Below are 11591 nucleotides of genomic sequence, written 5' to 3' on the forward strand. Positions count from 1 at the left end.
CCATGTCGATCGACGTCAACAACGAGTCCGGAACCGAGGTCGACGAGCAGGCGATCCTCGACATCGCCCGCTACGCGCTCGCACGGATGCGCATCCACCCGCTCTCCGAGCTCTCGGTGATCGTCGTGGACGCCGACGCCATGGAGCAGCTGCACATCCAGTGGATGGACCTGCCGGGTCCGACGGATGTCATGTCGTTCCCGATGGACGAGCTGCGGCCGCCGTCGAAGGACGAGGACGAGCCGCCGCAGGGGCTGCTCGGCGACATCGTGCTCTGCCCGGAGGTCGCCGCCAAGCAGGGGGCCGAGGCCGAGACCCAGCACTCCATGGACGAGGAGCTCCAGCTGCTCACCGTCCATGGCGTGCTGCACCTGCTCGGCTACGACCACGAGGAGCCCGACGAGAAGGCCGAGATGTTCGGCCTGCAGGCGGCCATCGTGGACGGCTGGCGTGCGGAGCAGGGCCTGACCGGGCCCTCGCCGGCGCCGACGGTCTCGTAGGCGGGCGGGTCGTCGTCGTATGAGTCCGCAGATCGTCCTCGGTGCGGTCGCGCTGGTCGTCGTCGCCTGGCTGGCCGCCTGCGCCGAGGCCGGTATCGCCCGCGTCTCCAGTTTCCGGGCCGAGGAGGCGGTGAAGTCCGGGCGGCGCGGCAGCGCCAGGCTCGCCGAACTCGCCGCCGACCCCACCCGCTACCTCAACGTCGCGCTGCTGGTCCGCGTCGCCTGCGAGATGGCCGCCGCGGCCCTGGTCACCTACGAGTGCCTCCGGGAGATCCCGGCCACCTGGCAGGCGCTGCTCGCCGCGATCGGCGTGATGGTGCTCGTGTCGTACGTCGCCGTCGGCGTCTCCCCGCGCACCATCGGCCGCCAGCACCCGCTGAACACGGCGACGGCCGCCGCGTACGTGCTGCTGCCGCTGGCCCGCATCATGGGCCCGATCCCGTATCTCCTCATCCTCATCGGCAACGCCCTCACCCCCGGCAAGGGCTTCCGGCGCGGCCCGTTCGCCTCCGAGGCCGAACTGCGGGCGCTGGTCGACCTCGCCGAGAAGGACTCGCTGATCGAGGACGAGGAGCGCCGCATGGTGCACTCGGTCTTCGAACTGGGTGACACGCTCGTCCGGGAGGTCATGGTCCCGCGCACCGACCTCGTCGTCATCGAGCGGTACAAGACGATCCGCCAGGCCCTCACCCTCGCGCTCCGCTCGGGCTTCTCCCGGATACCGGTCACCGGGGAGAGCGAGGACGACATCGTCGGGATCGTGTATCTGAAGGACCTGGTCCGCAAGACGCACATCAGCCGCGACGCCGAGTCCGACCTGGTCTCCACCGCGATGCGGCCCGCGTTCTTCGTGCCCGACACCAAGAACGCCGGTGACCTGCTGCGCGAGATGCAGAAGGAACGCAACCACGTCGCCGTCGTCATCGACGAGTACGGCGGCACGGCCGGGATCGTCACCATCGAGGACATCCTGGAGGAGATCGTCGGCGAGATCACCGACGAGTACGACCGGGAGATCCCGCCGGTCGTCGACCTCGGCGACGACCGCCACCGGGTCACCGCCCGCCTCGACATCACCGACCTCGGCGAGCTGTACGGGTTGGAGGAGTACGACGACGAGGACGTGGAGACGGTCGGCGGGCTGCTCGCGAAGGCCCTCGGCAGGGTGCCGATCGCCGGTGCCTCCGCCCAGGTCGAACTCCCCGACGGCCGCAGGCTGGCCCTCACCGCGGAGTCGGCCGCCGGCCGCCGCAACAAGATCGTGACGGTGCTGGTGGAGCCGGTACCGGTGCCCGACGCCTCGGAGGACGACCCCGAGTGACCCCGGACCAGCTCCGCGCCTTCTGCCTCTCCTTCAACGCGGCCGAGGAGGACTTCCCCTTCAACCCGGACATCTCGGTCTTCAAGGTGCTCGGCAAGATGTTCGCGCTGAGCTGGATCGACGCGAAGCCGCTCAAGGTCAACCTCAAGTGCGACCCCGAGGACGCGGTACGGCTCCGCGACGAGCACGAGGGGCTGATCACGCCCGGGTACCACATGAACAAGCGGCACTGGAACACCGTGACCCTCGACGGCGGCCTCCCCGACCGGCTCGTGAAAGAGCTGATCGAGGACTCGTACGACCTCGTCGTCGCCGGCCTGCCGAGGGCGGAGCGGCTGCGGCTGGACCGGTCGTAGCCACGGTCGCCGGCGGCCGTGCCCGTACGGAGTCAGATCGTCCGGCACCTCGGCTGACTCCGTCCGGCGGCGGGGGAGGAGCGGGTGCCGGTCAGGGTTGTTCGTATGCTCGGGGCATGACCGACAGCAACGCGCTTGGCGCCGAGGACCGCAAGATCGTCACCCTGGCCCGCTCGGCCCGGGCCCGCAACGGGGTGCCCGAGGGGGCGGCCGTACGGGACTCGACGGGCCGTACGTATGTGGCGGGGACCGTGGAGCTGGCCTCGCTGAAGCTGAGTGCGCTGCGGACGGCGGTGGCGATGGCGGTGGCGTCGGGGGCGGAGTCGCTGGAGGCGGCGGCGGTGGTTTCGGGGGCGGAGGGGGTTTCGGCGGAGGACCTGGCCGCGGTGCGGGATCTTGGGGGGCCGGGGACGCCGGTGCTGCTGGCGGGGGCGGACGGGGAGGTTCGGCTCACTGTCCCTGCCTAGTCCTTTACCCCCACCCGACTCGCTCCGCTGAGAAGCGAGGACTTGTCTGACTCCGTCGGGGGAGGGGCGGGGTTGGTTGACCGGGGGTGGCTGGGGTGTGCGGGCGGGTGCGGCGCCGTCGTGGTTGCTCGCGCAGTTCCCCGCGCCCCCTGAGGGGCGCTGTGCTGGTCCCACCTGAAGGGGCGCTGGGGGTACCCCCGGCCGAAGGCTGGGGAAGGAACTGCGCGGCCAGCCCCCCACGCGCCCGCAGTCGCCAACGCACCGGCCGCCACCCCCCTCCGCGCAGTCGGCCAAATTTCAACCTTGTCGGTGTGTGTCGCTCGCGTATCAATGGGACCGTAAGTTCCGACGGACCGTCAGATTCGGCCCCGCGGTGTGTCCGCACCCACCCGGACCGGGGTCACCGTCCCACATGGCATTCCCACGTAACGGGAAGGGAACCGATCCCCATGAAACGCATAGCCACCGGTGCGGCACTCGCGGCGGGGGGCCTCGCCGTCACGGCGCTGGCCTTCGCGCCCTCGGCCGCCGCCGTCACCCCGACCACCGCCACCGTCACCGCCAGCTGCGGCATCTTCGGCGGCGGCACGGCCACCCTCACCGCGACCCAGAGCGGCACGAGCGCCACCCTCACGCTCACCTCCAGCGCGATCACCACCCCGCTCGCCCTGTCGGCGAACTCCATCGCCTCCACGCTGACCATGGCCAACTCGACCGGCGCCAACCGGGTCTTCAGCGGCACCGTGAACCCGGCCATGGCCGCCGGCTCCCCGGTCACCGTCGGCCCGCTCCCGGGCACCGTGGCCTCCGGTGACAGCCTCGACTTCTACAAGGGCTCGCTGAAGATGGTCATCTTCGGTGTCACCGTCACGTGTACGTCCAGCGCAGCCCAGTCCCCCGGCCCGTTCGTCTTCTGAGCCGAGTGACGGGTTCGTTCCGGATGCCGCAGAAGCTGATGAACCGTCAGGTTTCTGCGGCATCTCCATTGACTTCTCACGCGGCCTCCACATCAATGGCCCCCTGTCGGCGCAGAGGAGCCGCTGCGCCCGCAACCCTCAGGAGGGGGCTTCCATGGGTTCACCCCCAAGATCACGAAGATCCCGACGGTGGCGCTGGATCTCACTGTTCGGGGCGACCGCGCTCGCGGTCACGGCGGGCGGTGCGCTGGCCTGTCCGGCCGGTGCCGCCGGGACGAACGTCGACTTCGCCACGCACTGCATCCCGCCCGCCGTCGCGGGCCTCCCGCCGATCGACGGCACCACCACCGCCAACATCTCGGTGGACAACACCGCCCCGAAGGTCGGCGACACGGTCACCGTGACCTACACCGTGGTCACGCCCGCCGCCAACAACCCCACCGCGCTCGCCCTGCCGGCCGACATCATGACGCCGACGGGGAAGGTGACGCTGGGCGGCGCGCAGACCGGGGACGTGACGGTGACCGGGCCGAAGAAGAACGATCCGGTGCCGGGGTACGGGACCTTCCCGTCGTTCTCCATGACGGGGACGTTCACCGTGACCTCGCCGGGCGCCATCACCCTCTCGCCCGGCGACTACAACATCCACACCAGCTACATCCTGGAGCTGGACACCCCGTGCACGGTCACCAACCCGCCCGCCCCGGTGTCGGAGACCGTCACGGCGACCTCGACCACCCCGGTCAACACCCGTGCCATCAGCCTGGACAAGGCCTCCGGGAACCCCGGTGACAGCGTGACCGTCAGCGGGAAGAACTTCACGCCGGGGGCCACCGTGACGCTGGCCGGGCGGTCCGGCAGCAGCCAGACCGCCGACACCGCCACGGCGACCGCAGGCTCCGACGGTTCCTTCAGCGCCCCCATCGTCGTCAACGACAAGACGACGACCGGGATCGTGGCGTACGAGGGGAGCGCGTGGAGCGACGACCTGGGGGCCGGACCGGCCGCCTACACCGTCAACGACACCACGCCCGTGCCGCCCGGCAGCCAGAAGCTGACCACCACCGTCAAGGCGGGGACGCTGTCCATGTCCCAGGCCGGGGACTCCGTCGCGCTGTCGGCGGTCGACTTCGGGCAGGGCGGGGCGTCCACGGGCAGCCTGCAGACCGTCACCGTCAAGGACTTCCGTGGCGGGCCGGCCGGCTGGTCGCTCACCGGCAAGGTCACCGACTTCACCGGTCCCGGCGCCAAGATCGACGCCGGGAAGCTGAGCTGGACGCCGGCCTGCGCGACCAAGGCGGGCAGCCCCAGCACCTGTGCGGCCGGTTCGGCGGGCACTGTCGGCAGTACCGGGGCGACCCTCGCCTCGACGCCGGACGGCACGCTCACGGGCGGTGAGTTCACGGTCGACGCCGGACTCTCCCTGGACGTCCCGGCGTTCACGCCGCCGGGGTCGTACTCCGGAGTCCTGACCCTGACGCTCACCTGAGCCAACTCCCCTGTGGCGACCGGGCTTTCCAGTGACGAAGGCCCGGTCGCCACCCGACCCGCTTCCGACCGGGGGTCCGCACCCATGCGTCGCGCCAAGCCGTATGTCCTCCTCCTGAGCCTGATCCTCGGCGTCCTCTGCACGGCGGGTCCCGCGCGCGCCGCCGACAACGGAAGCTGGTCCGTCTATCCGGTCGCCTCGAAGATCGCGGCGCGGCCGTACTTCTACCTCTCCCTCGACCCCGGTCAGACGATCGCCGACAAGGTGGCCGTCGCCAACAAGACCGGCAAGCCGCTGACCTTCCGGCTGTACGCGGCCGACGCCTACAACACCGCGCGGGACGGCGGCTTCGCCGTCCGGACGGTGAAGGAGCGGATGCGGGGGGTGGGGGCCTGGGCGAAGCTCGGAAAGGCGCGGGTCACCGTGCCCCCGCACAGGACGGTCACCGTTCCGTTCACCCTGCACGTACCGAAGGGCGCCGAGCCCGGTGACCATCCCGGGGCGATCGTCGCGCTGGACGAGAAGGTCGATCCGGGGTCCGGGTCCCTGGCGCTCGGCGTGCAGCGGGCGGTCGGCGCCCGGGTCTACCTGCGGGTGAGCGGGCCGACGCTCCCGGCCCTCGCCGTCGAGAACGTGCACATCGCCCATCACCAGCCGCTCGTGCCCGGCCTCGGTGCCAGCACGGCGACGATCTCCTACACCCTGCACAACACCGGGAACGTGACCCTGGACCCGAAGGTGCGGCTCCGTGCCGAGGGCCTGTTCGGCCGCACGCTGCTCAGCCGCGACCTCACCGGGGTGCCCTCCGAACTGCTGCCGGGGGAGCGGGTCGCGCTCACCGCGCGCTGGCGGGGCGCACCCCAGCTCGACTGGGGGAAGGTGACGCTGACGGCCAGCGCGACCGGCACCAGGGAGTCGGCGAGCGCGTCGTTCCTCGCCCTGCCGTGGCTGGTCCTGGCGGTGGTGTTCGCCGCCGGCGTGGCGGGCGGCGCGCTGTTCGCCCGCACCCGCCGGGGCCGCGGGAACCCGTTCGCCGGGTTGTTCAGAGGGCGTCGGGGCCGCGCTCGCCCGTCCGCACCCGTACGACCGTCTCCACCGGCAGTGCCCACACCTTCCCGTCCCCGATCTTCCCCGTCTGCGCGGCCTTGACGATCGCCTCGATCGCCGGCTCGGCGTCGGCGTCCTCGACGACGACCTCGATGCGGACCTTGGGGACCAGGTCGACGCGGTACTCGGCGCCCCGGTAGACCTCGGTGTGGCCGTGCTGCCTGCCGTACCCGCTGGCCTCGGTCACGGTCAGGCCGTGCACGCCGACCTCCTGGAGCGCGGTCTTCACCGCGTCGAGGCGGTAGGGCTTCACGATCGCGGTGATGAGCTTCATGGCTGGCTCTTGACCTTCTGGGCGGTGAGGACGACGGAGTGGGCGACCGGGGCGCCGTGGCCCAGGACCCCGTGATCGTAAGCGGTCTCGGCGTGCACCGTAAGGTCCAGGCCGGTGTGCTCCTGGTCCTCGGCCGCCCGGAAGCCCATCGTCTTGTCGAGCAGCTTGCCGATGCCGTACGTCACGGCGAACGCGTAGGCGGCGACGGCCACGACGGCCACCGCCTGCTTGCCGAGCTGGGCGAGCCCGCCGCCGTAGAAGAGGCCCTCGGCGGAGCCGGTCATGGCCTTCTCGGCGAACAGGCCGATCAGGAGGGTGCCGATGATTCCGCCGACCAGGTGAACGCCGACGACGTCGAGGGAGTCGTCGTAGTCGAGCCTGAACTTCCAGCTCACGGCGTACGAGCAGACCACGCCCGCGGCGAGGCCGACGACCAGCGAGCCGAGCAGCGAGACCGAGCCGCAGGACGGGGTGATGGCGACCAGGCCGGCGACGGCGCCGGAGGCCGCGCCCAGGGTGGTGGGGTGGCCGTCCCGCTTCTGCTCGACGAAGAGCCAGCCGAGCAGGCCGGTGCAGCCGGCGGCGAGGGTGTTCAGGAAGACGGCGGCGGCCAGGCCGTTCGCGCCCATCGCCGAGCCCGCGTTGAAGCCGAACCAGCCGAACCAGAGCAGACCCGCGCCGAGGATCACCATCGGGAGGTTGTGCGGCCGCATGGCGTCCTTCTTGAAGCCGAGCCGGGGGCCGAGGACCAGGCAGAGGGCGAGGCCGGAGGCGCCGGAGGTGATCTCGACGGGCAGGCCGCCGGCGAAGTCGAGGGCGCCGAGGCGGTGCGCGACCCAGCCGCCGGGGCCCCACACCCAGTGCGCGACCGGAACGTATACGAGCAGCGCCCAGACGGGGACGAACACCAGCCACGCGCCGAATTTCGCCCGGTCCGCGATCGCCCCGCTGATCAGCGCGGCCGTGACGATCGCGAAGGTGAGCTGGAAGGTGGCGAAGAGGAGGGTGGGGACGGTGCCCTGGACACTGTCCGGTCCGAGGCCGCTCATGCCCGCGTGGGCGAGGTCGCCGAGGAGCCCGGCCCCGAGGTCGTCCCCGAAGGCGAGCGAGTAGCCGCCCGCCAGCCACACCACCGTCACCAGGGCGATCGACACGAAGCTCATCATCAGCATGTTGAGGACGCTCTTCGTGCGGACCATGCCGCCGTAGAACAGGGCCAGGCCCGGGGTCATCAGCAGGACCAGGGCGGTGGCGGCGAGCAGCCAGGCGGTGTCACCGGTGTCGGCGTGCGCGGCGGAGAGGAACACGGGCGTCTCCAACGTGGGTCGGGGCTCGTCAGAGGGTCACCGGTCCCGGTTTCCGGTTGCGTACGGCTGTGTTTCCGTGACGTTTCGTTGCGTCGGGGTTACCGAAATCTCACGGTGCGGCGGGGCCTCGTGGATCAGGGAGAATGGGGGCCATGAGCGTTCGCAGCCAGTCAACCGAGCCGTCGGAATCGTCGGAGGCCGTCCACCGGGCGGGCTTCGCCTGTTTCGTGGGCCGCCCCAACGCGGGCAAGTCCACCCTCACGAACGCTCTGGTCGGGCAGAAGGTGGCGATCACCGCGAACCAGCCGCAGACGACGCGGCACACGGTACGCGGCATCGTGCACCGGGAGGACGCCCAGCTGATCCTGGTCGACACCCCGGGACTGCACAAGCCGCGCACCCTGCTCGGCGAGCGGCTCAACGACGTGGTCCGCACCACCTGGGCCGAGGTCGACGTGATCGGCTTCTGTCTCCCGGCGAACGAGAAGATCGGCCCCGGTGACCGTTTCATCGCCAAGGAGCTCGCCGGGATCCGCAAGACCCCGAAGGTCGCGGTCGTCACCAAGACCGACCTCGTCGACTCCAAGAGGCTCGCCGAGCAGCTGATCGCGATCGACCAGCTCGGCAAGGAGCTGGGCTTCGAGTGGGCCCAGATCGTCCCGGTGTCGGCGGTCGGCGACAAGCAGGTGAAGCTGCTGGCCGACCTTCTCGTCCCGCTCCTCCCCGAGGGCCCGGCGCTCTACCCCGAGGGCGACCTCACCGACGAGCCCGAGCAGGTCATGATCGCCGAGCTGATCCGCGAGGCGGCCCTGGAGGGCGTCCGCGACGAGCTGCCGCACTCCATCGCCGTCGTCGTCGAGGAGATGCTCCCGCGCGAGGACCGTCCCGCCGACAAGCCCCTCCTGGACATCCACGCCAACCTTTTCATCGAGCGCCCCAGCCAGAAGGGCATCATCATCGGCCCCAAGGGCAAGCGCCTGAAGGAGGTCGGCATCAAGAGCCGCAAGCAGATCGAGGCCCTCCTCGGCACGCCCGTCTTCCTCGACCTGCACGTGAAGGTGGCGAAGGACTGGCAGCGGGACCCGAAGCAGCTGCGGCGGCTGGGGTTCTAGGGGCGCTCACGTCTCCCCGAGCGGCGCTCCCCAGGGGGTACCGCCGCTTCGCCGCTTCGCCGCTTCCCACATGTCCTCGCCGCTCACGTGCGCCGCATCCCGGATCGTCGCTCGGTCGTCCCAAGGGGTGCGCAGCGGCTTGCGGCGCCAGCGGTCGGGGAGCTGTGTGTGGTCCTTCGTCGGCCGGACCCGGGGGCGCAGGGACCCCTCCGGGTCGGGGACGCTCGCCGCGTCGAAGCGGGAGTCCAGCGCGGCCAGCAGCGTGCCGAGGGCCCCTTCACGCGCCGCCGCGGGCAGGGCGTCCATCACCTCGTCCAGGCTGTCCCGGGAGTCGAGGTCGTTGCCGTAGGCGCTGATCGGATAGAAGTCGTCGCCGCCCGGCCGTCCGGTCGCCATCCTTCCCACCAGGCGCTCCCAGGACGCGAAGCGGTCCGCGACCGAGTACACGGGCCGCGTGATCCGCTCCCGCAGATGCGGCGCGACCCGTGCCCGCTCCACCTCCAGCCGCCGCGCGTCGACACCCGCGACCGCCTCCAGCACCGGCCGTGGAAGCACCTCCCACACGGCCCTGCTCTCCGGAGCGCCCCAGAACACGTCACCCACGGTCCACTTGCTCCCTTACTCCTTCAGGAAGTACTCGTAGCCGTCGTCCGGCTGCATGAACGTGCCCTTGTCGCCCTCGCGGACCAGCATCGTCCCGGTGGCACCGTCCCACCAGGCGAAGCGGGGGACGCCCGACGGGGTGCCGCGCATCCGCAGCCCCGGGGAGCCGGTCATCCTGTCCTCCAGGTGCTCCGGCACGTCCAGGTCGTCCACGCCCGGGATGCCCCGCTTCTTGATGTCGCCGTGCGCCGCGATCTTGTCCGCGATCAGCGGGAGGTCGCCGGCCTGGCTCGCGTACCCGGTGGGTCAAGTGCGGCTCGGGGTCATGTCCTGCAGCCCCACCACGCGCAGCAGGTGCAGGCGTTCGTACGACTCCGTGCCCGGGCGGGCCGTGTGGATGACGAGCTGCTGGTGGGTGCCGGTGTTGACGAGGATCTCGCAGTCCAGTTCCAGCAGACCGACCGTGGGGTGCAGGAAGCGCTTGGTGGTCGCGCGGCGTACCGCCACCTCGTGTTCGGCCCAGAGCCGGGCGAATTCCTCGCTGCCGGCCATGAGTTCGGCGACGAGGGCGGTGGGGACCGGGTCGGCGGGGCGGGCCGCGGCCACCGCGCGGAGGTTCGCCACGTGTTCGCGGGCCCGCAGCGGGCGGTCCTCGGGCGGGCAGAGCAGGCGGGCCGCAGGGTCCAGGAAGAAGCGGCGGATCAGGTTGCGGTCCCCGGCCGGCCGGTCCAGCAGGTCGCCGCTCAGCGCCCGCGACAGGGCGTTCTGGGCCAGGACCTCGCCGCAGTCGGTCGTCACCAGCGCCGGGGTGTCGTGCAGCCGGTCCAGGACCAGCAGCAGCCCCGGGCCGACGTGGGTGCCGGTCGCCTCCCGGCGCGGGGGTTCCTCGCCGGCCAGGTGGAACAGGTGGTCCCGTTCGTCCGTCGTCAGGCGCAGCGCGCGGGCCAGCGCCGTCAGCATCTGGCGGGACGGGCGCGGGCCCCGGGACTGTTCGAGGCGCGTGTAGTAGTCGGCGGACATGCCGGCCAGCGACGCCACCTCCTCGCGCCGCAGCCCCGGGGTGCGCCGCCGGGCGCCGGGGGGCAGGCCCACGTCGGCGGGGTCCAGACGGGCGCGGGCGTGGCGCAGGAAGTCGGCGAGCTCGGAGCGGTTCATGCCTCCAGGGTCGCCGGGGGCGTCCGGGTTATCCAGGGACTGCCGGTCCCCTGATCGGGAGGTCTCTCCCGGTCGCCGAGGGCCGGGGCGAGGGTGGTGGGACCAGAGCGAAGGAGAAGGTCATGATCACTCTCGTCACCGGTACGACCGGGCAGGTCGGGCGGCGGTTCGTGCCGCGGCTGATCACGCAGGCCCAGGGGGACGAGCGGATACGGGTGCTGGTGCGGGACGCGGCCCGTGCGGAGCCGTTCGCCGCGCTGGGCGCCGAGGTCGTCGTCGGCGACCTGCGGGACGAGGAGGCGCTCGACAAGGCCGCCGCCGGGGCCGACGCCGTCGTGAACGTCGCCGCCGCCTTCCGCGGGGTGCCGGACGAGGAGGCCTGGGCCGTCAACCGGGACGCGGCCGTCGCGCTCGGGCGAGCCGCCGCGACCGCCGGGGTACGGCGGTTCGTGCAGGTCAGCACCAACAACGTGTACGGCACCGGACGCGGCCGCCCGCTCACCGAGGACGACGAGAGCCGGCCCGGCGGCGAGATGTGGGGCGCCTACCCCGAGTCCAAGATCGCCGCCGAGCGGGAGCTGCTCGCACTCGGCGCAGACATGGAGGTGCGCATCGGGCGGCTGCCCTTCGTCTACGGCGAAGGTGACCCGCACCTCGTCAACGTCATGGCCTGGGCCGCGAACTGGGCACCCGCCCAGCGTCTCCAGATGGCCCACCACGCGGACGTCGCCCAGGGCCTGCTGCGCCTCCTGTACGCCCCGGCGGTGAACGGCCCGGTCTACAACATCGCCGACGACGCCCCCGTCACGACCGTCGAGCTGTACCGGCTCAACGGCATCGAGGTGCCCGAGGACATGCACACCCACAGCGACCGCGACCCGTGGCACGGGATCGTCTCCAACCAGAAGATCCGCCGCGACCTCGGCTTCCGGCCCATCTACCCCAGCGTCTGGACCGCACGGGACGCCGGCGCCCTGTAGGAG

14 protein-coding genes are annotated in these 11591 nt (G+C 71.7%); 9 read left to right on the forward strand and 5 right to left on the reverse strand.

The features are described from left to right. Nucleotides 1–2 precede the first annotated feature (2 nt). The 7 genes from ybeY (at nucleotide 3) to ACFY6U_RS20955 (ending at nucleotide 6199) form a co-directional block, all read left to right on the forward strand. Nucleotides 3–500, forward strand: coding sequence for an rRNA maturation RNase YbeY (gene ybeY / locus ACFY6U_RS20925; RefSeq protein WP_234539372.1), 498 nt, complete (start codon nucleotides 3–5; stop codon nucleotides 498–500). A 19-nt stretch (nucleotides 501–519) separates the two neighbouring features. Further along, on the forward strand, nucleotides 520–1821 hold the full coding sequence (locus tag ACFY6U_RS20930; protein ID WP_390040200.1) for a hemolysin family protein: 1302 nt from the start codon (nucleotides 520–522) through the stop codon (nucleotides 1819–1821). Continuing rightward, nucleotides 1818–2177, forward strand: coding sequence for an MmcQ/YjbR family DNA-binding protein (locus ACFY6U_RS20935; RefSeq protein ID WP_390040202.1), 360 nt, complete (start codon nucleotides 1818–1820; stop codon nucleotides 2175–2177). Before ACFY6U_RS20930 ends, ACFY6U_RS20935 begins: the two co-directional genes overlap by 4 nt. Nucleotides 2178–2293: 116 nt before the next feature. Further along, nucleotides 2294–2644 carry a cytidine deaminase gene (locus ACFY6U_RS20940; RefSeq protein WP_351490560.1) on the forward strand — a complete coding sequence of 117 codons (351 nt, stop codon included), beginning with the start codon at nucleotides 2294–2296 and terminating at the stop codon, nucleotides 2642–2644. A gap of 449 nt (nucleotides 2645–3093) precedes the next feature. Next, nucleotides 3094–3561 carry a hypothetical protein gene (locus ACFY6U_RS20945; protein WP_388911285.1) on the forward strand — a complete coding sequence of 156 codons (468 nt, stop codon included), beginning with the start codon at nucleotides 3094–3096 and terminating at the stop codon, nucleotides 3559–3561. A gap of 154 nt (nucleotides 3562–3715) precedes the next feature. Beyond that, nucleotides 3716–5050, forward strand: a complete 1335-nt coding sequence (locus ACFY6U_RS20950) for a beta-xylosidase (protein ID WP_390040205.1) — start codon at nucleotides 3716–3718, stop codon at nucleotides 5048–5050. 84 nt (nucleotides 5051–5134) lie between these two features. After that, a complete protein-coding gene (locus ACFY6U_RS20955) occupies nucleotides 5135–6199 on the forward strand; it encodes a WxL protein peptidoglycan domain-containing protein (protein ID WP_390040207.1) in 1065 nt (354 codons plus the stop codon). Here ACFY6U_RS20955 and ACFY6U_RS20960 read toward each other — a convergent pair. Both ACFY6U_RS20960 and ACFY6U_RS20965 read right to left on the reverse strand, forming a co-directional pair. Then, entirely contained in the window at nucleotides 6093–6431 is a 339-nt protein-coding gene (locus tag ACFY6U_RS20960) for a P-II family nitrogen regulator (protein WP_390040209.1), read from the reverse strand. The two genes, ACFY6U_RS20955 and ACFY6U_RS20960, sit on opposite strands and share 107 nt — an antisense overlap. Next, nucleotides 6428–7738 (reverse strand): ammonium transporter, encoded by a 1311-nt coding sequence (locus ACFY6U_RS20965; protein ID WP_390040211.1) that lies wholly within the window; start codon nucleotides 7736–7738, stop codon nucleotides 6428–6430. The genes ACFY6U_RS20960 and ACFY6U_RS20965 overlap by 4 nt, the downstream gene beginning before the upstream one ends. 143 nt (nucleotides 7739–7881) lie before the next feature. Between ACFY6U_RS20965 and era the strand changes: the two genes are divergently transcribed. Then, nucleotides 7882–8850, forward strand: a complete 969-nt coding sequence (gene era, locus ACFY6U_RS20970; protein ID WP_390040213.1) for a GTPase Era — start codon at nucleotides 7882–7884, stop codon at nucleotides 8848–8850. 6 nt (nucleotides 8851–8856) lie between these two features. Here era and ACFY6U_RS20975 read toward each other — a convergent pair whose 3' ends face one another. From ACFY6U_RS20975 to ACFY6U_RS20985, 3 genes are all read right to left on the reverse strand, one after another. Next, on the reverse strand, nucleotides 8857–9453 hold the full coding sequence (locus ACFY6U_RS20975) for a hypothetical protein (protein ID WP_390040215.1): 597 nt from the start codon (nucleotides 9451–9453) through the stop codon (nucleotides 8857–8859). Nucleotides 9454–9468: 15 nt separating this feature from the next. Then, nucleotides 9469–9666 carry a hypothetical protein gene (locus tag ACFY6U_RS20980; RefSeq protein WP_390040217.1) on the reverse strand — a complete coding sequence of 66 codons (198 nt, stop codon included), beginning with the start codon at nucleotides 9664–9666 and terminating at the stop codon, nucleotides 9469–9471. Between the two features lie 93 nt (nucleotides 9667–9759). Next, nucleotides 9760–10608 (reverse strand): helix-turn-helix transcriptional regulator, encoded by an 849-nt coding sequence (locus ACFY6U_RS20985; protein ID WP_390040219.1) that lies wholly within the window; start codon nucleotides 10606–10608, stop codon nucleotides 9760–9762. A gap of 122 nt (nucleotides 10609–10730) precedes the next feature. Here ACFY6U_RS20985 and ACFY6U_RS20990 point away from each other — a divergent pair, with 122 nt between their 5' ends. After that, entirely contained in the window at nucleotides 10731–11588 is an 858-nt protein-coding gene (locus tag ACFY6U_RS20990; RefSeq protein WP_390040221.1) for an NAD-dependent epimerase/dehydratase family protein, read from the forward strand. The last annotated feature ends 3 nt before the right edge of the window (nucleotides 11589–11591 follow it).

The sequence above is a fragment of the Streptomyces sp. NPDC013157 genome, assembly GCF_042899865.1.
GTDB lineage: Bacteria > Actinomycetota > Actinomycetes > Streptomycetales > Streptomycetaceae > Streptomyces.

Coding starts and splice junctions, on each gene's coding strand:
- ACFY6U_RS20955 (WP_390040207.1), top strand. CDS start 5,135: ATGCGTCGCGCCAAGCCGTATGTCCTCCTCCTGAGCCTGATCCTCGGC.
- ACFY6U_RS20950 (WP_390040205.1), top strand. CDS start 3,716: ATGGGTTCACCCCCAAGATCACGAAGATCCCGACGGTGGCGCTGGATC.
- ACFY6U_RS20940 (WP_351490560.1), top strand. CDS start 2,294: ATGACCGACAGCAACGCGCTTGGCGCCGAGGACCGCAAGATCGTCACC.
- ACFY6U_RS20945 (WP_388911285.1), top strand. CDS start 3,094: ATGAAACGCATAGCCACCGGTGCGGCACTCGCGGCGGGGGGCCTCGCC.
- ACFY6U_RS20960 (WP_390040209.1), bottom strand. CDS start 6,431: ATGAAGCTCATCACCGCGATCGTGAAGCCCTACCGCCTCGACGCGGTG.
- ACFY6U_RS20990 (WP_390040221.1), top strand. CDS start 10,731: ATGATCACTCTCGTCACCGGTACGACCGGGCAGGTCGGGCGGCGGTTC.
- ybeY (WP_234539372.1), top strand. CDS start 3: ATGTCGATCGACGTCAACAACGAGTCCGGAACCGAGGTCGACGAGCAG.
- ACFY6U_RS20930 (WP_390040200.1), top strand. CDS start 520: ATGAGTCCGCAGATCGTCCTCGGTGCGGTCGCGCTGGTCGTCGTCGCC.
- era (WP_390040213.1), top strand. CDS start 7,882: ATGGGGGCCATGAGCGTTCGCAGCCAGTCAACCGAGCCGTCGGAATCG.
- ACFY6U_RS20985 (WP_390040219.1), bottom strand. CDS start 10,608: ATGAACCGCTCCGAGCTCGCCGACTTCCTGCGCCACGCCCGCGCCCGT.